The sequence below is a fragment of the Brevibacillus halotolerans genome (genome assembly GCF_026891775.1).
GTDB classification, from domain to species: domain Bacteria; phylum Bacillota; class Bacilli; order Brevibacillales; family Brevibacillaceae; genus Brevibacillus_B; species Brevibacillus_B halotolerans.
The window spans coordinates 85540-105867 of sequence record NZ_JAPTNK010000016.1; the positions used below are offsets into that span (position 1 = coordinate 85540).

The window sequence follows — 20328 nt, forward strand, 5'->3', positions numbered from 1 at the left end:
TCATCTAATATGGTACATTCTATAAAATCGTGGGAATTATTAGAATTATAGTCTTTCAATAGAAAGTAACCTTACCTATTAATCACGTGTTAGCAAGAAGATTTATTTTACACAAGGAGGATGTATCAATATGAACTCCTATGGTATCCTCAAGATAGGAAAGATCGCTAAAGAAAGGTATGGTGGGCGAAAGTGGATCAAAGACGTCTTACTCAACTACGTTCGTTTATGGAAGAACAGCAAGCGGATGCTATTCTTGTAACTCTTCCTATGCATGTATATTATTTGACTGGTTTTTTTACAAATCCACATGAACGGTTTATGGGGCTTGTAATCCCTGCTAATGGAGAACCGGTCTTAATCGTACCTGCGTTAGACCGTAATGCAGCAGAAGCGGCTTCTAGCGTGCAAAACATTATGACACATACAGACACCGACAATCCGTATCAAATTTTAAAGCAGGCTCTCCCGCAGAATATGAAGAGCTTGGCTGTGGAGAAGAGTCATTTGACTGTTTCTATCTATGAAGCAATGGTCAAAGAATTAGATGTTTCTACATACATAGATGTGGAAGAGCCGTTACGCCAAATGCGTTTAATAAAGTCTGCTGATGAAGTGGTTCGGATTAAGCGAGCATGTGAGACAATCGAGGAAGTTCTTAGACAATGTCTGCCAAAAGTAAAGGTTGGCGTAACAGAAGCTGAGATCGTAGCAGAGCTGGAATTCCTAATGAAAAAGCTAGGCTCGCAAGGTCCATCGTTTTCTACAATGGTGTTAAGTGGCCCTAACTCAGCATTACCGCATGGGAAGCCAGGTAGCCGTAAGATTGCGAACGGAGAGTTCCTATTGTTTGACATGGGTGTATTACAAGATGGCTACATCTCTGATATTACGCGGACATTTGCTGTTGGAGAGATTAATGACAAGCAAAAGGATGTCTATGAAACGGTATTAGCGGCGAATCTAGCTGCGATTGAAGCTACGCGACCAGGTGTTGTGCTGGCAGATTTAGACCAGGTAGCGCGTCAGGTTATTGCTAACAAGGGATATGGGGAGTATTTTACCCATCGCTTAGGTCATGGCATGGGTATGGATGTACACGAATACCCTTCTGTCCATGGGGCTAATCAGGATAAGTTGGTAAGCGGAATGGTGTTTACTATCGAGCCGGGAATCTATTTGCCAGAGGTTGGCGGCGTACGTATCGAGGATGACGTGCTTGTAACAGATACCGGAGTCGAAATTTTAACAAGCTATCCAAAAGAGCTTCAAATCATTGGTGTGTAAAAAATCCTATTTTATCTAAAGAAAAAGACGAGCGAGAGGCTCGTCTTTTTTTATAGGTGGGGGAGTATTCCATCTGCTACAAGTAGGGATTCCTGTTTCATTTAGAAAGATACTCTGTTATAGAGTGAATGATACCTTCAAAATAAGCCTGCTCATGAGGAACGAAATCGTGTTTGCCCACCATCCTGTTAAGCGAAATCCTTTCACCTTTGGCATTCCTTTCGAAGCCCTCAACAAGCAGCTCCTGTTTGTCATGTAACCAAAGCTCGCAAAATCCAGCAAATTCAGCTTTTACCATACCAGAAACCTCTTCTGGCTGGAGTGTATAATCACTTATCGCATGTTTACTTTGGTAAAGAAATACGTGACTTAATTCTTTATCAATAAATCCTTTTTGGATAATGCAGTTTTTGATGACTCCTAATGATACTAAATCATGGAAAGAAACACGTATGCCTAATTCTTCTTCTATTTCTCTGATTCCATCATAAATCGTTTCATGAGCAAGCAAATGACCGGCGGCTGTAATATCCAACAGAGAAGGGAAGTCCTTTTTCTGCTCACTTCTGATTTGGAAATGAATATAATCAGTCCCATTTTCATTACTAATAAACCAACAATGAAACGTCTCGTGCCAAAGGCCCTTACGATGAACCTCTGCACGTGAAGCTGAACCTAGATGATTGTGAGACTCGTCAAAAATGGCAAGCAATTCTGTTTCCATCATCTGTACCTCTTCTTTTATTTTCTAGATAACGATAACGTAACACGGCTAGGCTTAGCCATCGAGAAGACAGCAGAACCTAAAGCTAGCATAATGATAAGCCCACCCACAGTAGCATTCCAATCAATGGAGGCTCTCTCAATAACGATTCCGCCAATTAAGGAGCCAAAAGCAATTCCAAAGTGAAGAGCAGAATTGTTTAAGCTTTGTTGAATGTCAGAGGATTCTGGAGCAGATTCAATTAAATAGCTTTGCAATGCAGGGGTGATCGCCCAGCTTAGCATACTCCAGATAATCATCACTACAAGGAATAGCGGTAAAGCAAAGGTAGTGTAGGGAATCATAAAGATTGTCAAAGCAAAGACAGAAATAACAGATAGAATGGTACGTTTTGTCCCAAAGCGATCTGATAGAAAGCCTCCAAAGCCTCCGCCAAATACGGCAGCAATACCAAAAATAACATAGATAATGCTTACCCAGGTTCCATCTAGTCCTAGCTTCATTTTTAAAAATGGTGTTAGATAAGCATATAACGTTAAATGACCGGCTAAAAATAAAAATGATGTCAATTGAATAAATAATACGCTACGATTTTTCAATGTACCTAACTGCTTCCAAACCGGAATGGCAGGCTTCGGCTCAATTCGATCCATAAAGAAATGAACACCTGTCATCGAAAGCACGGTCAAAATTGAGATTAGGATAAACGGAGCTCGCCAACCAAAGGAATTACCTATTAGTAATCCAATGGGTACCCCAAGCACAAGAGAGGCGCTGATTCCCATAAAAACAACTCCGATAGCTCGGGCACGGTATGGGATAGCCACGAGGCTTGATGCGATTGTAACACATAAAACAACCAGTAAAGAGCCACTTGCAGCCGAGATGATACGTGCAAGTAACAGCATCGTATACGATGGACTGATGACTGCTATTACGTTACCGATCAAAAATACGAATAAAGAAAGCATCGTTAACCGCTTTCGTTCTATGCCTGCGGTTAATGTTAATAGAATGGGAGCTGAGATGGCAAATACAAGGGAAAACATTGTAATCAGAAATCCTGCTTTACCAAGACTCACTCCCAGATCAGTGGCTACTAAATCTAGAATCCCACCTATAATCAATTCAACCATCCCTACTACAAAAGAGACAATGGTTAGCAAATAAACTCTTCTATTCATGTCCTAACAACCTTTCTCTCTAAAAAGTTACCACTGCAATAGTAACTTTTTATACGAGAGAAAACAAGTGTAAATTTCATCATACATCATAAACCAGAGAATATGCTATGATGGTACTACTACCTACTAAATGGTTAAGCAAGGGGTCAAAGACAATGCTTCAACAATTCGGCTTCACACAATATGAAAGTCAAGTTTATCAAGCGCTGATAACCGTTGATCAGCCATTAGATGCCACAGGTATCGTCAAGGGGTCAGGTGTTCCACGTTCAAAGGTATATGAAGTCCTTCATCGCTTGTCCGAAAAAGGGATGATTCTTGAAACGACCGTTGAAAAAAAGCGACTGTATACCGCTCTTCCTATTGAATCGATCATTGAAAAACTAAAAGCTGATTTTGAAACGAATGTTCAAAAATTAAGAAGCACGCAAAAAAAAGAAGCTCCCAAGGATGATCGAGTATGGACCTTAAGAGATAACCATTCGATCCAAGCCTTGCTAAAGGATTTGTTACTGCAAGCCAGTCAATCGATTTTTATTTCGGGATGGGCTGATGATTTAGCTGCTTTTCTCCCCATTTTAGAGCAAAAATACGCTGAGGGAATTACCGTTAATATTCATGTGATTGGTGAATTTCCAACCGCGATTCCTACAGTGTCTACCTTAATTCCTGATGTACAGCACGCGAGCTTAGAGAGAAGTCGCATCCTTATTGTTGATGAACAGGAATTGCTTTTTGCCGGGATAGAAGAGAGTAAGTGGCAAGCTATTCGCACAGGCTCACGTCCTTTATTAAAATTCTTTACTGAGTTTTTCTATCATGATGTTGCCTTAACCGAAATTACCCAAAGATATCGAGATACCGTGATGAAAGATCAGGCCATTCGCGATGTATTGTTAAATTTAAGGTATTAGCTGAAGGATTACCCTTTGCAAAATAAAAGCCTCTCTCTTATCTAACCTAAGAGAGAGGCTTTGCTGTTAGAGTTGCAAGCCAACGCAACTATTCCTGCTCAGATACACGTAAGCTGCGACGGGCAAGTAGCTTAGAAATAAGACCATAACGCGGTGAGAATATAAAAGCCAGGGCGAATAATAGCCCCGCGATAACTGTCATGGCGCCAGCGATGGAGCTATCTAACCAGGTTGCCAAAGCATAACCGAGTGCAGAGCATAGGACACCGATCAGCATGCTTAACCCTAGCATGACAGGTAGACGGTCTGTCAGCAGGTAGGCAGTCGCTCCAGGTACAACCAACATAGCAACAACCAGAATAGCGCCAACACTTTCAAAAGAGGCGACAGTGGCCATAGAGACCAGCCCCATTAGAAGATAGTGGAACAAAGCGACTGGAATGCCAATAGCAGCCGCCATTGCAGGATCGAATGTGCAGAGCTTAAATTGCTTATAAAAGAGCGAGATAACCAACAGACTGACCAAGAAGACGATGCCAATTCCCCAGACTGCTCTTGGCCCCAGATCCAGATCACCGATAGTAAGTGTATCCCACGGTACATAAGCGATTTCTCCATATAGTACACAATCCAAATCTAAATCTACTTGTGAGCTGAACAAAGAGATGATCACAACCCCAATAGAAAATAGAGCGGTAAAGGTTACCCCGATGGCTGCATCTGATTTAACACCACTGTTTCGAAAAAGCTGAATCAAAAAGACAGTAAGCAGACCAAATGCTCCGGCACCGATTAGCATAGGCAACGTTTCTCGACTATTCGTAATGAGAAAAGCTAGGGCAATACCAGGTAGAATCGCATGACTTATCGCATCACCTAGCATAGCCATTCGTCTTAAAATGAGAAAACAACCGAGGAAGCCGCATGTAGCGGCTACCAATGATCCGGTTAAAATAATCCAAAAACTGTTCATACGGGAACACCTCCCTGTTCCGATTTCTTTCTGGAAGTAGGGGGGGACATATGTCCGAGAAGTAAAGGCGTCATATCATAGTGTTCTAGCTCAGCCAACATTTGTTTCAGTTGTGGTTTGGTTAGCTGATGTACAATTAGCTCTTCATTTTGATCAACACCATAGCCCTGATACTTTTGTTCATTCATGAGGAACAAATCCCACAGGCGTTGATTCAAAATGAGATCGTGTGCTTTTTCTACACCTGTTTTCGTGAATGTCCAATGCTCCAGACGGCTTTTGTCAAAGGCAACCCAGCCCTTCTTTTGCAAGCTAGATAAGGCTTTGACTACAGCAGCATGTGCTTTTCCACTTTTTTGACTAAGCCGATTCACAGGTATATACAGATTATGGGATATACGCTGTTGTTTAATCTCGTGTTCCATACATTCATATAGGGAGCGCAGGACATCTTGTTGCAAAACCTGATTTCGCAAACGTAAAAAACGAATGAGTTTAAACAAGACACCACGACTTGGTGAAAAAATGAGTGAAAACAAAAATAAAGCTGTGGCACCCAGTACAATAATGGGACCAGTCGGTAAATTTTGAACCTGTGTGCTAAGCAATGTTCCAAATGCTCCGCTCAATGCTCCAAATACACCGGAGAGTATAACCATTGACCCTAGTTTATTCGTCCAATAACGGGCTGTAACTGCTGGGGTAATCAGCATGGCTGCCATTAGCACAACTCCTACCGCTTGCAGACCAATTACCACAGACATCAGTAGCATGACCATTAATAACCCATCCAGCATTCCCATAGGCAATCCCAAACCGCGACCAAATCCAGCGTCAAACGAGAGCAGTTTAAATTCTTTAAACAATAAGCTTGTTAACAAAATTAAAATAGCTCCTACAACAACCATTGTATTGACGTCGTTACCAACTAAAGAAGCAGCTTGACCAAACAAGAATTTATCCAGACCGCTTTGATTTCCACTGGAGCTATGCTGGATATAAGTAAGCAAGACGATTCCGATTCCAAAGAACACGGATAAAATAAGCGCAAGGGCAGTATCTTCTTTAATTCGTGAGTGGCGCGAAATCATACTGATAAAGTAAGTAGCAACCAGCCCGGATAGGACTGCCCCAAGTAAAAATAAGCCAACTGATTTTGAACCAGTAAGTAAAAAGACTAGACAAACGCCAGGTAAGGCTGCATGGGCGAGGGCATCACCCATCAATGAACGACCGCGGAGAAAGGCAAAGCAACCGAGTACCCCGCTACTGATTCCAAGTAGAATGCAACCAGCTAGAACCCATTGTGTGTTGGGATCTAGCAAAGCCTGCCACCAACTCATTTTGACCCCTCCTGCTTGGACCTGTCTGTGGATAGGGCCAGCCGATCACCTAAGATTTGTAAGCGGCCTCCATAGGTTTTTTGTAAATTCTCTGTGGTAAAGGTTTCTTCTGTTGGACCGTTTACGATCATTCGCTTATTAATCATGACAACCCAATCAAAATATTCCGTAACGGTTTGAAGATCGTGGTGAACGACCAACACCGTTTTATTTTGTTCCTTTAATTCGTTCAAAAGGAGAATGATTGCTTTCTCTGTAGCAGCATCAACACCGGCAAAGGGTTCATCCATGAAATAGATTTGAGCCTCCTGAGCCAAAGCACGCGCTAGGAAGACACGCTGTTGTTGTCCACCCGAAAGCTGGCTGATTTGACGATCAGCAAAATCAGCCATCCCTACTTTACGCAGGCATTCCATGGCCCATTCCTTATCGGTTTTGCCAGGCCTACGGAACCAGCCAAGACGTCCGTAACGCCCCATTAGGACAACATCAAGAGCATCTGTGGGGAAGTCCCAATCAACGGTTTCACGCTGTGGGACATAGCCTACTAGCTTGCGTTGCTCGCGATAGGGTTTTCCATAGATGTGGACTTGGCCAGAGGCAGCAGGGATGAGCCCTTGAATGGCTTTGATAAACGTTGATTTCCCTGCACCATTGGGTCCAATAATTCCGATTAATTTGCCTTCAGGAATGGTAAGTGTGACATTTCGAAGGACTGGTTTTTTCTGATAGGCAACCGTCAAATCGCTGACGGAGAGTGGTTCGTATGATGTAACGGGATTCATTTAGGACCCTCCTTTTTTATTTGAGAGCAGAGACAATTGTATCTACATTATGCTTTACCATACCGATATAGTTCCCCTCAGGCGTGCCTGGCGTGCCCATTGCATCAGAGAATAACTCCCCGCCGATGACAACGTTGTGGTTTTTGGCAGAAGCCCCTTCAACTACGGCTTCAATCGAGCGCTTTGGTACTGAGGATTCTACGAAAACAGCTTTGATTTTTCGATCAACAAGGGTAGTTACCAGGTTCTGGACATCCTTTAAGCCATATTCAGAAGCTGTACTAATCCCTTGCAGGCCTACAACTTCAATATCATATGCCTTACCAAAATAAGCAAAAGCATCATGAGCGGTAACTAGGACACGTTGCTCTTTAGGAACAGTTGCAACTTGTTGTTTGGCATAATCGTGCAATTCTTGCAATTGTTTTAAATAGTTTGTCGCATTTGTGTAATACAGCTCTTTATGTAGGGTATCAATTTCAGATAAGGAGTCGCGAACTTGCTCTACAGCTTTCATCCACAGGGATACGTCGAACCAAACATGTGGATCTGGCTGATCTGGTGACTCAGGATCTGCGTGTAATAATTCTTTCGGGATTTGTTTTGTCACTGCAATAACTGGCTTTTTTTTGCTCATTTGTTCGAATATATCAACCATTTTTCCTTCAAGATGAAGACCGGAATAAAAGACAATGTCGGCATTCTCAATTCGTTTGATATCCCCTTGAGATGCTTTGTATAAATGGGGGTCTACACCAGCACCCATTAATTGAGTAACCTCTACTTGATCTCCACCGACCTTTGCTACAATATCTGCGACCATACCAGTAGTGGTGGTGATTTTCCATGTTCCTTCGTGGTGTGGTTTTTGTGTATCACCGCTAGTCGCTTGTTGTCCGCAGCCTGTCAGCATAAGTGATAAGGCTAAGACGGAAGCGCTAAGGAATGAAAACCAACGCTGTTTTTTCAATAGTTGCATAGTTGTCCTCCTACAATTTTTTTATCTTTATGCTAAAAAGTTTCCTGAGGTCAACTTTATCACAAACATTTGCCCGAGTGCAACAATTTTACCATATGCTACCTTAATGAAATTGGTGCTTGATCATGTAACCATGCAGGAATAAGGATACCTAAACTCTGTTAAACTCCGTAATACTCGAATGAAAGGGAGCCAATCGAGATTTGAGACGCAAAAGCATACAGGACTTGTTTGTAAACAATAATAACTGGGTAATTTGTTCGATAGGGTAGTAGAGTTGAGGGGAGAGAAGCGGGTGCTGAAGTATCTCTTTGGCAAATAAAAAACTCGGCTAGCACCGAGTCTGTATCTAATAGAAATGAAGAAGCCAATTCGTTATGATCTGCATGAAGAGCTAAGAAGTGTGTACCCAACTAAAGCTTTTTTAAAACTAGAGCCAGAGTCTTACACATATTTGGTATCATCTAGGAGCAGTCCTTTTGGCTCAAAATAACTAAAGCTGTTAGCATCTGCTGACTCCAAGCGTAAGGATGCATTTGCTAGCGGAAGAAAACCTGTATGCATATCCAGATATTGTCCCAAGGTTGCTGAAAAGCCAATCAATTTTCCAGCAATTGCACGTCCGCTACCAATGATGCTGTGCGGATGATGGCTGCTTGGGGATAGCCGGGGCGTGGTACAGTGGTTTTTTCGTATTGAACAAACCAAGGCAGATGTTCGTGAGTGCCAAGCATACGCATCATCATCGGTTCCCCTGAGGGAAGAGCAATTTGCTGTGTACCAGAAAAATGAATGGGGTATCCTTCTTGTTGTAAAATGGTTTCCACGTGATTCATATCATCGGTCTCTAAGACTAAGCTATAATAACCCTCTTGGTGTTTTTGAATGAAGGCTTGCAGCGCTAGACCAGATTCTGACTCTGGTACACGGGATTCATCTTCTATGTAAGCAACCTCAAGAAAACCACCGCCTGCTAACGGATAAAGACGAGTAGTAATCCCAGGGAAGGATTGGCCAGTAGCAATACAAGTATAGCCCCGCTCCTGTGTTATGATTTGGTTGATTTCATCGGGCCGGTTCGTTGCGTAAATCAATCGGTCTAACAAGAACATAAAATATCTCTCCTTCATGAACAATTCACAGTCGGCCAATAGCTTTGCACGTATTAAAAGTGGGATGCTGTTGCATTCAATGTATCACAAGTTCAATAGAAGAGGGAGCGAGAATCGAAATAGGCGGCGTTTATCAATAGCCATTTCTTGCTCAAATACTACCTTTTTGCTATTATTAATCTTAGTGTATTTTTTAGCGGATACGAATGAGCAGATCATTCTATCCGTGGGAGGGAACGAAGAAATGGATCGTCTGGAAAGGCAGAAAAAAATTCGCAATTTCTCTATCATCGCCCATATTGACCATGGGAAATCTACCCTGGCAGACCGTATTCTTGAACTGACAGGAGCTTTGACTGCTCGTGAGATGGAAGCGCAGTTCCTTGATACGATGGATTTGGAAAGAGAGCGTGGCATTACGATTAAATTAAACGCTGTTCGCCTGAACTATAAAGCAGACGATGGCGAGGAGTATATTCTTCACTTGATCGACACACCAGGACACGTCGACTTCACCTATGAAGTATCACGTAGTTTGGCGGCTTGTGAAGGAGCGCTGCTAGTCGTGGATGCAGCGCAAGGTATTGAAGCACAGACTCTAGCAAACGTGTACCTGGCGCTTGATAACAATCTGGAAATCATTCCAATCATTAATAAGATTGATTTGCCAAGTGCGGAACCAGATCGTGTGAAACAAGAGGTAGAGGACGTTATCGGTCTAGATACGAGCGACGCTGTTCTTACTTCTGCAAAATCGGGAATTGGTATTAAAGATGTGCTGGAAGCTGTGGTACAAAAAGTGCCGGCTCCAACAGGAGACCCTGAGGCTCCTTTGCAAGCCCTGATTTTTGACTCTTATTTTGATGCGTATCGAGGTGTTATTGCTTCTGTGCGTATCGTCAATGGTACCTTGAAAAAAGGTATGAAAATTAAGATGATGGCAACCAACAAGACGTTTGAGGTTACGGAAGTAGGTACCTCTACGCCTCGTCAGACTCCAGTGGATGAATTGACGGTGGGGGATGTAGGATACGTAGCCGCTTCTATTAAGACCGTTGGGGATACTAGAGTCGGTGATACGATTACAGACGCCAGTCGTCCGGCTGCGGAAGCACTGCCTGGTTATCGTAAAATTAATTCCATGGTATTTTGTGGATTGTACCCAATTGATACCAGTGATTACAACGATCTACGTGATGCTCTTGATAAATTGCAGCTTAATGATGCTTCTTTGCAATTTGAACCAGAAACATCGCAAGCGCTTGGATTCGGTTTCCGTTGTGGTTTCCTAGGACTTTTACACATGGAAATCATTCAGGAGCGTATTGAACGTGAATTCAATATTGATCTGATTACTACAGCGCCGAGCGTAATTTATCGCATTACACAAACCAATGGTGAGGTTATTGAAATTGATAACCCATCCAAAATGCCTGAGATACAAAAAATCGAGCTAATTGAAGAGCCATATGTAACCTCTACCGTCATGGTGCCAAAGGATTATGTAGGAGATGTTATGCAGCTCTGCCAAGGCAAGCGCGGTGATTTCCTTGATATGCAATATCTAGGCGAAAATCGTGTTCAATTGAAATATGATATGCCATTGTCTGAGATCGTATATGATTTCTTCGATATGTTGAAATCAGGCACAAAAGGATATGCTTCCTTTGATTACGAAATGGCAGGCTATAAACCATCTAAGCTAGTTAAAATGGATATTCTCTTAAATGGCGAGATTGTCGATGCCCTGTCCTTTATCGTACACACGGATACAGCCTATCCTCGTGGTAAAGTGATTTGTGAGAAGCTAAGAAAATTAATTCCTCGTCAGCAATTTGAGGTGCCAATTCAAGCAGCTATCGGTCAAAAAATCGTAGCGCGTGAAACGATAAGCGCAATGCGTAAAAATGTATTGGCAAAATGTTACGGGGGGGATATTTCCCGTAAACGTAAGCTATTAGAGAAGCAAAAAGAAGGTAAAAAGCGCATGAAAGCGGTAGGTTCCGTTGAAGTGCCACAAGAAGCATTTATGGCTGTTTTACGTATGGATGATAAGTAAGAAGTAAGTTATACCAACGGTTTGAGTGGTGTTAAGGGTGGCGCGCGGATACCTTTTAGGTGGAAGTTGCCACCCATTTGCCACCGCTTCGAAAAAATGCCGACAATTATAATTCGTGTGCAATAGAATCAAATATGTCAGCAGCGTCACGTGCCATTTTTTGTGTAAGATGAACATAACGGTCTTCAGTAATAGCTGATCGGCTATGCCCTAATCTTTTTTGGACTGTTTTAATAGGCATACCTCTTTCTATTAGCATTGTTGCATGAGTATGTCTTAATGAGTGATAATTAAATTTGATATCCAAAGCCTCACAAGCTTTTCTAGTGTGGTATTTGGCGACGGATGGAGTGATTATCTCTCCATTTTCTTTAATGCAAACAAAATCACCTAAGTCTGACTTGAGGTAAAATTCACCATACTTTATACGATTTTGTTTTTGACGTAACCTCTCCTTTCTTAAAATTTCCACTAATGCGTTGCTTATTGGGATTGTACGATAACTCGCTTTAGATTTTGGCGGACCAAGAGACCAATTTGTTTTACCTGTTTCTTGATCTTTAATACCTACTAATTGTTGATTGATCTCCATTGTTTTTTCCTCAAAATCTATTTGATCCCATTGAAGCCCACAACCTTCTCCTACCCTCACACCTGTATGCAGACGGAGAGACTTGGAAAGTTCGTGAACTCTCTATGGCAGAACTACGTGCTTGCGAGCGTGAGGCTGATAAAAACGATAAATTTGATTGGTTTCGCTTCAATGACGCACGAATTGTAAAAGCTACCGAACACGATTTTGAATGGCACAATGTAGAACTCTTGAAAGCCTATAAGGTAAAAGGGAAATACGATCTTCGGTCACGACAAAGAAGGATACGCTGCCTTATTAGCAGCAGTTGACGAAGTGAATCGGAAGGTAAAAACGGAAGAAGAAACGGTGGAAGAGCTAAAAAACTCATAAAAACCGATGGAGAGGCTTATTACGTGGCAAGGTCTTACTTGATTAGACGAGTCCTCCCCTCGGATATTCTCGATTATGAGGTAGATAAGCATATGCAAAAGCTTTTTATTTTTGCATGCGAAAAAGTAGAGTTAGAAGAACGGGAAACGTCGTAGCGTTTCCTGTTCTCCCCCTAACGAGTGAAGGTTAGGGAGAGAACAAATGTCGAATGTTATATATTTACATTTAGGGGGTGCCACCACATGCCCATCAACTTAAGAGTCCAAAATACAAAACGTCATTCTTTCTAAACAAGCTAGATTAGAAAGAATGACGTTTTGTATTTGAGAGTATTAAAATCTTTTTAGTTAATGAACATATATCTATATCCCTAATGAATTTATTCAATAAAATGTTTAAATCTGATGCAATAAGAACAGGTTAAAGGGGAGGTCATTTATTTTTATCATGAAAGGGTGTTAAATTTGCATACAAAACGTTGTTCGCATAAAAATTGCCAGTGTTTTATTGTACCTAACTATATTTTAGAGAATTTAGCTCAAAACGAAGTAGAAGCTGCACGAATCAGTTTAGCAAAAAGTCGGCATATTCGAAAACGCAGAATCTTGAAGGAATATGATATTAATGGTGTTGTTACCTTAACTGATGCAGGAACAGGACCACGAGGTGAATCTGCTCGCCATGTATACGATTGTAAAGGAGGAACAGAACTTCGGGTTAATGAGGTTAGGAAAGAAGGAGACAGATCAAGTGGAGATACTGTGGTCGGCCATGCGTATGATTATGCTGGGATTGTGCGTGATTATTTCAAGAATGTGTTCCATCGTAATTCTATTGACGACAATGGTTTGGATCTTATTCTGAACGTCCACTATGGTCACAATTTCCAAAACGCCTATTGGGATGGTGATGAAATGGTGTTTGGTGATGGTGATGGAATTATTTTTACGAGTTTTGCAAATTCACTCGATGTCATTGGGCACGAACTTACACATGGTATTACGCAGTTCATTAACGGATTAGAGTATGAAGGCCAGTCCGGAGCCTTGAATGAACATATTTCGGATGTATTTGGTATTGCAATTAAACAAGCTTATTTAAAGCAAACAGCACAAGATGCAGATTGGCTAATTGGTGCTGATATAATGGGGCCAACACTAAAAGGACAAGCCCTTCGTTCAATGAAAGCACCCGGTACTGCATTTGACAACAAACTAATGGGTAAGGATATGCAACCCGATCATATGAAAAACTATTATCAAGGAGATCGCGATCACCACGGTGTTCATATTAATAGTGGTATACCAAATAAGGTGTTTTATCTTGTGTCCATAGAAATTGGAACAGATAAAGCAGCCTTGATATGGTATACTGCAATCCAAAGCTTATTTGCAACTACAAATTTTAATCAATTTGTCCAAATTGTTATCAAAGCAGCACAAAAACTTGTCGATAGTGGAGAAGTTCCTAAAACAGCAGCCAAAACTGTAGAATCTGCTTTTAAAGCTGTTGGACTACCTTATTAATTGGGGGCTTTATCATGAAGTGGAGGCTCAATAATTAACATGTATATCCAATTTAGCTGTTCAGGAGGAATTGCTAACTTTGACTTAACCTTTCAGGCAGATACGGATGAATTACCAAAGGAAAAAACGAAAGAATTATTAGATTTAATTGAGCAATCTAATCTTTTCAGCCTCGAATTAAGTCAAGGAGAGGTTGCTACTATCCAAGGAGCGGATGCTTTTCTTTACGAGCTTAGGATAGAAGGTGATAAAAAGAAAAAGTCCTTCTTATTTACCGATATAACAGCTCCGCAGGAAGTGCGCCCTTTATTAGATTATTTACGTAATCTTGCTATTGCAGAAAAAATGAGGGAATAACAAAAATAAATTAACATTTAAAGTACTAGTGTATTATAAAGCGATACTTGCTCGACTATATTATTCGAGTACTGTTGTTGTCTGAAAAATATATCTCCATGCATATAACCATTAAGTTTAGAGAAATGAGTCCAATGCCGAAGCATTGGACTCATATTTTATTTTTGGGATTTAATTTGTTTTTTTAAGTTGATGGATATGTAAGGTGACACCTTATATCATTTTTGTAACGATTTTTGATCTGAAAATAAGTAGAGGGAAGTATGTAGGAATATTTTTATTGGTGATAATGGAGCTTAGGGTGGCGCGCGCCTTCTACAGGTAATCGCACCAAAAAAAGAAAATTGGAGTGATGAGATATGAAGTTTTCGATAGATGATATCGAGTCAGTTGTTAGTAGCGGCAAGGCCGTGATGGCGGCGGAGAATGGCATTATAATTGCTGCAGTGCAGAACGCTGTGAGGGAAGGCAGAACTGCCACCTTTTACCTTACCCACGCTCAGTACAAAGCAGTCAACTCGTGGTACTGGACCCCTAGGAGGATCAGGGATTCGGGACTTGAGCAGGTGTCTGAGGAAGAAAAGGCTCGAATCCAGTCTGAATTGAGGATGAGCAATCTGACATTGACTACTCCAACCATGTTAAGTGCCAGTGTGGGCAGGTGTATGGTGCATTTGAGTTCATACAGCAGGGACTCAATGAACATGGTGGACGCGAGGCTATACAATCGGTCTTCAATATGAAGGACACATATGTCATGCGTGTTAATCCACGACAAGAAACTATTTGCCCCAACTGCAAACAAATTTTACGGGAAGGACACTACTACATTTGCAGGAGCTACGGGTGCTGTAGAGAAGAGTAATAAACGTATGTTTGTACAAGTAGAAACTACTATTTAGCCGGATGAGGCAGGGTGCTCGTGATATGTTATACGAAACAATCTCTCTTGTAGGAGTCCCATCCCATCATCATTTCGCTTTAGCTTGATGGTGATGGGATGGGACTCCATTTTTAAGTAGAGAGAGGAGGGGATAACGAGGAAGGGGAATCGTTTATGTGGGAATTTGTTTTGGGCTTTCTTAAATTTGTGGGCGGTATCATGATGTTTTTATCAGGAATGATGCTCTTTTACGCGATTACTAGGGGAGGGCTGAAATACCTAACATCAAAAGATAAAAGCTTATTAGAAGGGGCTATTGCATATATAATCTCGGTTCTAGTGCCAGGTATCACATTTTGGTTGCTATCATTCATATATTTCTAGGAGCAGATGCCACATGTAAGAGGGCATCTTTTTTTATTTGATTTCGTTAGAAGGATAACAGATCAATGTTCATTTATGCCAAACCAACTACGTGAATTTGATAATCAATGGCATATATAAATCCATCTATATCTCTAACGCCTAAACGTGGTTGAATGAAAATTAAACGATTCGATCTAACAAGATCAGTATTGAACCTGACAACCTCCACAGACCATCCGGCATTTACAGCAGTTTCCTGATTATAAATGGTAGCTAATTGAGCAGACGTGGTAATTTGCTCAATTTGGCTTAACCAAGTAGGAACCCAAAAGTTAAAGTCTTCATAATGCCAATTGGGGCCAGTTCCTTTGAGAAGAGGGGCGCCATTTGGTGCGTTTAATCTGCCTGAATAAATTTCGAGTATTCGATTATTTGCAACAGGAACACTAATTTTCGGTGGATTTTGCATTCCTAAATCTATCGCCATTCATTTCACCTCATAATTAAGATTAAGTAAGAGTCAATCACATGTTATGTGGGTATTCGCTTATTAGTGAATAGTTTTGTTAGGAGCAAGAGCTTTTATAAAAAAGTTAAAGTATTAGAGAAAGGAGGTATTCACATGGCTAAGCCTAGAGTAACGGCCATACTTGGCACGCAAAACAAAATGTCTCCTGAATTACAACACGTTGCCAAATCAACTAGGAAAGCACGTGCTGAAATTACGCGTTTACACGGAGAAACGGATAAGACAGCAAAAGAATTTAAGCGCATGGGAGGGGTCTCTTCAAAGTCACAGCGAGAATTTTCCCGCAATGTGCAACACATGAATCAAGATGTAAGGCAGCTTCGATCGCGCCTACATTCGCTGAGTATGGTTCGTTCCACTCCAAAAGTGCGTGTAGATAATCAAGCAGAAAAAGAGCTGACGGGTTTGCGTAAGCGATTAAAAGAGTTAGACGGACAAAAAGTGGAGGTTGCTTTTGCAGGGTTTACGGGCGGTATGGTTGGTGGTGCGTTAGCTAACGGAGGCCCTGGCTTCTTCAGTCAAGTAACAGCAAACACGCAAGCGGAAGCACGACGAGCGATGAACGTAGGCGCTCAAGACATGACTGCCTTTCGTAAGCAAGCAACCGATTTTACTACGATCAATAAAAATGTAGATCGTGCTACGATCGTTGATTTAATGACGTCAGCTGAAAGATATGCAAAGAGCCAAGACCTTTCAAGGGGTAGCGCTAGCACCATTACCAAACAAGCCCTACAGCTCAGTGCCATTCGACCAGATATGGGCGGGGCCGAAGAATACCAAAAAACCATATATGCCATGCAGAATGCTTGGAAAGAGGTAACGGATGTTGGAAGGTTCGGGGATACACTGGCCGATATCACGAAAAACACAACGGATATCCGTGGGGAAGCTCTTGACTCTATTATTGAGTACAGCAACCAAGTTACTAAGTTTTTAGATACTCCTGAGAAGTTAGCCGCCTTAATGCGAGAAATGAACGGGCTGTGGTCCATTGATAAAGGTTTCGACGCGTTAAAAGAAACAACTTTAAAACTCTATAACCAAGGTGATTTAGAAAACGCCTTAAAAACAACGTATGAGGCCCAAGGAATGGATGGAGATAAAGCCTCCAAACGAGCCAAGGCAGAATCCGAAATGGTGAGTAAAAAAATTTCTTCAGGCAGTGCGGCCGACAGACAATACGCTGTAGGAGCTCTTATGCAAACCTTTGGCGGAATCAGTGATGAAAATATCCGTCAGCAGTTGCTCAATGAAATTGGAGCGGGTCCTGGAGAGGATTTAGGCACAAAGGCTTTTGCGGAATTGCTACGCTCATCAGGAAAGATTAGCAAGATGGACAGTAGCCAGTTTAGTAAACAAGGTGATCTGGATAAATCGTATCAAACCTATAAAGATAACGACCCTTTGTACTCTTTCACTGAGGCAAAAAATACACTATCCAACGAGATGCTTGAATTAGGAATCGTAATGGGAGAGCACTTATCGCCTGTTATGCGTGAATTAGCGAAGGGGGCTAAATGGGTAAAGGAAGTATTGGAATCCATGTCCACCACGGGAGCTGTTGCTACAGTAATCGGTGGATTGGTTGCGGGATACATTGCGCTAAAAACATTTAACACGGCACTTGGAATGGCAATACGATCTTTACTTTCCCTTTCCGTTGGAAAATTGAAGAGAGCCCCTGAAGATGACTATGGAGGGGGAGACTACGATCCAGACAGGCGAAAAAGAAAGAAAAAACGAAAATGGTTCGGTGGGAAAAAGAAAGGACTTCCTCCTACATTAAAATTGGTTCCGAACACAGGAGGGTCCCTGCATGCAGAGAGTGTGGCCAAGGTAAATAAGCCTAGTCTACAAGCCGTACCAAAAACCGTAAGTCATGCAGCTGAAGAAGTACCTCAAAGTATATGGAAAAAAGGGATTGAAAAACTAAGCGGCGGAGCTTCATGGCTAGGTAAAATAGGCTCTAAAGTTGGTGGCAGTTTACTAAATAAGATTCCCCTGCTAGGGGCCGTCTATGGTGCAGCTGACGTACTCTCATCCGATGATAAGGCAGACGCTATTGTTCGTGCGGGTGGATCGGCACTTGGTGGCTGGGGAGGTGCGGCTGCGGGTGCAGCGATCGGAACAGCTATATTACCTGGTATCGGAACGGCTGCTGGAGGAATAGTAGGCGGAATCATGGGCTCATCCGTGGGAGAGTGGGGAGCTCAAAAAATAAAAGAGTTATGGGATGGCTGGGGAGATAAAACGAAAGATGCAAGCGAGGGGACGAAAGCCTTTGCTGCTAGTGTAGGTTCTATCGCTTCAAGTGTAATGGAGCAAGGTTCTTTCCTTATCCAGTCGCTAAAAGATGCGGCATCGAATGCAAGTGGCTTTTTCTCAGGGGCATTCTCTTCATTTTCAGCGACTCCCTATGCTAACGGTGGGATGATTAACCGGCCGCATCTAGGTCTAGTCGGGGAGGCAGGACCGGAGGCGATCATTCCTCTATCAGCAGGTCGAAGAAAAAGAGCATTAGAATTGTATACGAAAACGGGAAGAGCACTCGGCATTCAGCCTTACGCAAATGGTGGGATTCCCCGATCTACAGTATCTGGTTTAGCAGTTCCTAACTCGGGTATCGTGCAACAGATTAATTTTACCATCCAATCTCAACCTATTTCGATACAACTAAACGCAGAGGGCGTTCTACAAGATGTGCAGGGCATTTTGAAGCTGCTTAAAAGCCCAGCGGTCAGCAATGAGGTAAAACGCATGGTATCCACCATGTTCCTAGATGCAATTGAAACAGCAGGAGGGATAGCATGATTCGGATGCAAGGGAAATACCGACTAACCTTTCCGGTAACACCTGGTGAGATCCAAATGAAAGGGTACGGAAATGATACAGAAGTAACGACAACGATCAATCTTGTATCAAAAAATCGGATTGCAGCCAATCGAGCGAAATCAATTGCTTTTGATTTTTGGCTGCCAGGAGATCCTACCAATGATTTGATAGAGGTAGAAGGCTATCAAGGGCCCCGTGAATGGTTAGCCGGATTGGATCGCATTTCAGGAAAAGAGGTTCTGCTCACAATTGATGAATTGAATCTTGCTTGGAATGTACTGATTGGACCGGTTGATGGGAGTTTCAAGGGGATAAATGCTGGTTTTTATGGGAGTATTGAACTCCCTATTTTTATTAAAGACGAGTTTATTACGTGGACAAACAGTAAACAACTTTTAGCTCCTCCTACGATTAAATCAAAACCACAGAAAAAGAGGGCTAACACTTCGGGGAAGAAGGCTAAGAAAAAGATTATTCCTCTTGTTCCCTCTCAACAAGAGATGCAGCGTACAAAAATCCGTGATAAGTTATCCGGAGCTCAAATGGGGTTGTGATTAGAAATGCGTGTGATATATGGACAGGGTAGCCAGCGAATTGATTTATCTATGAAAGTGACAGAGCTATCGTGGAGCTCATCACGAGGGCAAATCGCACAGGTATGCGACATCAAAGCAAAAGAATCTCCCTATTTAGCGCCGGCAGGTATTATGATGTGTTTTCATAATCAAGTGAAAGAGAGGGAAGAGTTTTTTTACGGACCGTTAGTTGATTATGAAATCGACGATAAAACCGGAGATGTAAGCGCAAAAGCATACGAAATATCCTGGTATCTCCAGAAAAATGATGTATCTAAACCGTATATCAACGGGGATGCGGGTAAAGAACTGGAGCGAATTGTAAAAGCGTCTGGTATCTCTTTTTCTTGTCCAGCCTTTGGTTTCAAACTTAAAGAACGGTTATCATCTCAATCTTACGCCTCGTTGATCACAGACCTGACGGAAAAAGCAAATGATAAGACAGGCCGGCGATATTTTCTACAGGCGCACCGAAATAAATTGGAGCTACTTCCTGAAGGGAGTAACAAGTCCGTTCCTATTTTTAAAGCGTCTTTGCTAGAAACGAGCTCTACAGGCGGAAGCCTAGAAGAAGTGTACACTTCGGTAACGGTAGAACGGTATAAAGATGATAAAGTCGCCAGTTCAGTAACGAAAGAAAAACAAGAGTTGATAAACAAGTATGGCCGGATGCAGAAAATTATTGATGCAGGTGAAGAGAAAGACCTTTCTTCTTTAGCTTCGAAGCAATTAGAGGAGTTGTCTAAGGTTCCGAAAACTCGCTCTTGCACGATCAGGCACAATGATCTGACAGCCTCTAAAATTCGTGCAGGTTGGCTAATAAAAATCATGGAGAAAGACGGGAAGACAATCACGGAATGGATTGTTACCTCTTGTAACGCCCATTGGAAAGGTGAATATACGATGGAATTGCAGCTAGAAAGGAGAGGGTGA

The 20328-nt window shown here is 42.0% G+C and carries 21 protein-coding genes; 12 read left to right on the forward strand and 9 right to left on the reverse strand.

Features of this window, described 5'->3' with window-relative positions; all coding sequences use genetic code 11:
* The first annotated feature begins 192 nt into the window (after positions 1-192).
* The gene (locus O0550_RS18360) at positions 193-1287 is read left to right on the forward strand and encodes a M24 family metallopeptidase (RefSeq protein WP_121473710.1); all 1095 of its coding nucleotides are present in this window, start codon (positions 193-195) and stop codon (positions 1285-1287) included.
* A gap of 97 nt (positions 1288-1384) precedes the next feature.
* Here O0550_RS18360 and O0550_RS18365 read toward each other — a convergent pair whose 3' ends face one another.
* Both O0550_RS18365 and O0550_RS18370 read right to left on the reverse strand, forming a co-directional pair.
* Positions 1385-2014 (reverse strand): NUDIX hydrolase, encoded by a 630-nt coding sequence (locus O0550_RS18365; RefSeq protein WP_258427015.1) that lies wholly within the window; start codon positions 2012-2014, stop codon positions 1385-1387.
* A gap of 14 nt (positions 2015-2028) precedes the next feature.
* A complete protein-coding gene (locus tag O0550_RS18370; RefSeq protein WP_181746989.1) occupies positions 2029-3195 on the reverse strand; it encodes an MFS transporter in 1167 nt (388 codons plus the stop codon).
* Positions 3196-3350: 155 nt separating this feature from the next.
* On the opposite strand from O0550_RS18370, the gene O0550_RS18375 reads away from it, so the two are divergent.
* Entirely contained in the window at positions 3351-4109 is a 759-nt protein-coding gene (locus tag O0550_RS18375) for a TrmB family transcriptional regulator (protein WP_022585876.1), read from the forward strand.
* Between the two features lie 88 nt (positions 4110-4197).
* Here O0550_RS18375 and O0550_RS18380 read toward each other — a convergent pair whose 3' ends face one another.
* The 5 genes from O0550_RS18380 to O0550_RS18400 all read right to left on the reverse strand — a co-directional run bounded on the left by O0550_RS18380 (position 4198) and on the right by O0550_RS18400 (position 9301).
* Positions 4198-5082 carry a metal ABC transporter permease gene (locus O0550_RS18380; protein WP_003338234.1) on the reverse strand — a complete coding sequence of 295 codons (885 nt, stop codon included), beginning with the start codon at positions 5080-5082 and terminating at the stop codon, positions 4198-4200.
* Positions 5079-6425 (reverse strand): metal ABC transporter permease, encoded by a 1347-nt coding sequence (locus O0550_RS18385; protein WP_096886962.1) that lies wholly within the window; start codon positions 6423-6425, stop codon positions 5079-5081. The genes O0550_RS18380 and O0550_RS18385 overlap by 4 nt, the downstream gene beginning before the upstream one ends.
* Entirely contained in the window at positions 6422-7210 is a 789-nt protein-coding gene (locus O0550_RS18390) for a metal ABC transporter ATP-binding protein (protein ID WP_003338231.1), read from the reverse strand. The genes O0550_RS18385 and O0550_RS18390 overlap by 4 nt, the downstream gene beginning before the upstream one ends.
* 16 nt (positions 7211-7226) lie before the next feature.
* Positions 7227-8189 (reverse strand): metal ABC transporter solute-binding protein, Zn/Mn family, encoded by a 963-nt coding sequence (locus O0550_RS18395; protein WP_258427016.1) that lies wholly within the window; start codon positions 8187-8189, stop codon positions 7227-7229.
* A gap of 599 nt (positions 8190-8788) precedes the next feature.
* Positions 8789-9301, reverse strand: coding sequence for a VOC family protein (locus tag O0550_RS18400; protein ID WP_258427017.1), 513 nt, complete (start codon positions 9299-9301; stop codon positions 8789-8791).
* Positions 9302-9545: 244 nt separating this feature from the next.
* On the opposite strand from O0550_RS18400, the gene lepA reads away from it, so the two are divergent.
* Complete coding sequence (gene lepA, locus O0550_RS18405; RefSeq protein WP_022585879.1) at positions 9546-11360, forward strand: translation elongation factor 4; 1815 nt, start codon at positions 9546-9548, stop codon at positions 11358-11360.
* A 106-nt stretch (positions 11361-11466) separates the two neighbouring features.
* Here the strand turns inward: lepA and O0550_RS18410 are convergent, their stop codons facing one another.
* Complete coding sequence (locus O0550_RS18410; RefSeq protein ID WP_258427018.1) at positions 11467-12012, reverse strand: site-specific integrase; 546 nt, start codon at positions 12010-12012, stop codon at positions 11467-11469.
* Positions 12013-12347: 335 nt separating this feature from the next.
* Between O0550_RS18410 and O0550_RS18415 the strand changes: the two genes are divergently transcribed.
* The 6 genes from O0550_RS18415 to O0550_RS18440 all read left to right on the forward strand — a co-directional run bounded on the left by O0550_RS18415 (position 12348) and on the right by O0550_RS18440 (position 15474).
* Positions 12348-12479, forward strand: a complete 132-nt coding sequence (locus O0550_RS18415) for a hypothetical protein (RefSeq protein ID WP_268900760.1) — start codon at positions 12348-12350, stop codon at positions 12477-12479.
* Positions 12480-12788: 309 nt separating this feature from the next.
* Positions 12789-13850 carry a M4 family metallopeptidase gene (locus O0550_RS18420; protein ID WP_258427019.1) on the forward strand — a complete coding sequence of 354 codons (1062 nt, stop codon included), beginning with the start codon at positions 12789-12791 and terminating at the stop codon, positions 13848-13850.
* Positions 13851-13889: 39 nt separating this feature from the next.
* Positions 13890-14207 carry a protealysin inhibitor emfourin gene (locus O0550_RS18425; protein WP_258427020.1) on the forward strand — a complete coding sequence of 106 codons (318 nt, stop codon included), beginning with the start codon at positions 13890-13892 and terminating at the stop codon, positions 14205-14207.
* 359 nt (positions 14208-14566) lie between these two features.
* Positions 14567-14950 carry a hypothetical protein gene (locus O0550_RS18430; protein ID WP_258427021.1) on the forward strand — a complete coding sequence of 128 codons (384 nt, stop codon included), beginning with the start codon at positions 14567-14569 and terminating at the stop codon, positions 14948-14950.
* 9 nt (positions 14951-14959) lie between these two features.
* A complete protein-coding gene (locus O0550_RS18435; protein ID WP_258427022.1) occupies positions 14960-15109 on the forward strand; it encodes a hypothetical protein in 150 nt (49 codons plus the stop codon).
* Positions 15110-15264: 155 nt separating this feature from the next.
* Positions 15265-15474 carry a hypothetical protein gene (locus O0550_RS18440; protein WP_258427023.1) on the forward strand — a complete coding sequence of 70 codons (210 nt, stop codon included), beginning with the start codon at positions 15265-15267 and terminating at the stop codon, positions 15472-15474.
* Between the two features lie 73 nt (positions 15475-15547).
* On the opposite strand, the gene O0550_RS18445 is transcribed toward O0550_RS18440, so the two are convergent.
* Complete coding sequence (locus tag O0550_RS18445) at positions 15548-15943, reverse strand: hypothetical protein (RefSeq protein ID WP_258427024.1); 396 nt, start codon at positions 15941-15943, stop codon at positions 15548-15550.
* Between the two features lie 135 nt (positions 15944-16078).
* On the opposite strand from O0550_RS18445, the gene O0550_RS18450 reads away from it, so the two are divergent.
* The 3 genes from O0550_RS18450 to O0550_RS18460 are packed head-to-tail and all read left to right on the forward strand — an operon-like array spanning position 16079 to position 20328.
* Entirely contained in the window at positions 16079-18799 is a 2721-nt protein-coding gene (locus O0550_RS18450) for a hypothetical protein (protein WP_258427025.1), read from the forward strand.
* A complete protein-coding gene (locus O0550_RS18455) occupies positions 18796-19374 on the forward strand; it encodes a hypothetical protein (RefSeq protein WP_022585931.1) in 579 nt (192 codons plus the stop codon). Before O0550_RS18450 ends, O0550_RS18455 begins: the two co-directional genes overlap by 4 nt.
* 6 nt (positions 19375-19380) lie before the next feature.
* A complete protein-coding gene (locus tag O0550_RS18460) occupies positions 19381-20328 on the forward strand; it encodes an XkdQ/YqbQ family protein (protein ID WP_258427026.1) in 948 nt (315 codons plus the stop codon).

Bases quoted from the DNA above. Each gene is read 5' to 3' on its own strand.
- O0550_RS18365 (WP_258427015.1), bottom strand. From the start codon at position 2,014: ATGATGGAAACAGAATTGCTTGCCATTTTTGACGAGTCTCACAATCAT.
- O0550_RS18370 (WP_181746989.1), bottom strand. From the start codon at position 3,195: ATGAATAGAAGAGTTTATTTGCTAACCATTGTCTCTTTTGTAGTAGGG.
- O0550_RS18375 (WP_022585876.1), top strand. From the start codon at position 3,351: ATGCTTCAACAATTCGGCTTCACACAATATGAAAGTCAAGTTTATCAA.
- O0550_RS18380 (WP_003338234.1), bottom strand. From the start codon at position 5,082: ATGAACAGTTTTTGGATTATTTTAACCGGATCATTGGTAGCCGCTACA.
- O0550_RS18385 (WP_096886962.1), bottom strand. From the start codon at position 6,425: ATGAGTTGGTGGCAGGCTTTGCTAGATCCCAACACACAATGGGTTCTA.
- O0550_RS18390 (WP_003338231.1), bottom strand. From the start codon at position 7,210: ATGAATCCCGTTACATCATACGAACCACTCTCCGTCAGCGATTTGACG.
- O0550_RS18395 (WP_258427016.1), bottom strand. From the start codon at position 8,189: ATGCAACTATTGAAAAAACAGCGTTGGTTTTCATTCCTTAGCGCTTCC.
- O0550_RS18400 (WP_258427017.1), bottom strand. From the start codon at position 9,301: ATGTTCTTGTTAGACCGATTGATTTACGCAACGAACCGGCCCGATGAA.
- lepA (WP_022585879.1), top strand. From the start codon at position 9,546: ATGGATCGTCTGGAAAGGCAGAAAAAAATTCGCAATTTCTCTATCATC.
- O0550_RS18425 (WP_258427020.1), top strand. From the start codon at position 13,890: ATGTATATCCAATTTAGCTGTTCAGGAGGAATTGCTAACTTTGACTTA.
- O0550_RS18430 (WP_258427021.1), top strand. From the start codon at position 14,567: ATGAAGTTTTCGATAGATGATATCGAGTCAGTTGTTAGTAGCGGCAAG.
- O0550_RS18435 (WP_258427022.1), top strand. From the start codon at position 14,960: ATGTCATGCGTGTTAATCCACGACAAGAAACTATTTGCCCCAACTGCA.
- O0550_RS18440 (WP_258427023.1), top strand. From the start codon at position 15,265: ATGTGGGAATTTGTTTTGGGCTTTCTTAAATTTGTGGGCGGTATCATG.
- O0550_RS18445 (WP_258427024.1), bottom strand. From the start codon at position 15,943: ATGGCGATAGATTTAGGAATGCAAAATCCACCGAAAATTAGTGTTCCT.
- O0550_RS18450 (WP_258427025.1), top strand. From the start codon at position 16,079: ATGGCTAAGCCTAGAGTAACGGCCATACTTGGCACGCAAAACAAAATG.
- O0550_RS18455 (WP_022585931.1), top strand. From the start codon at position 18,796: ATGATTCGGATGCAAGGGAAATACCGACTAACCTTTCCGGTAACACCT.
- O0550_RS18460 (WP_258427026.1), top strand. From the start codon at position 19,381: ATGCGTGTGATATATGGACAGGGTAGCCAGCGAATTGATTTATCTATG.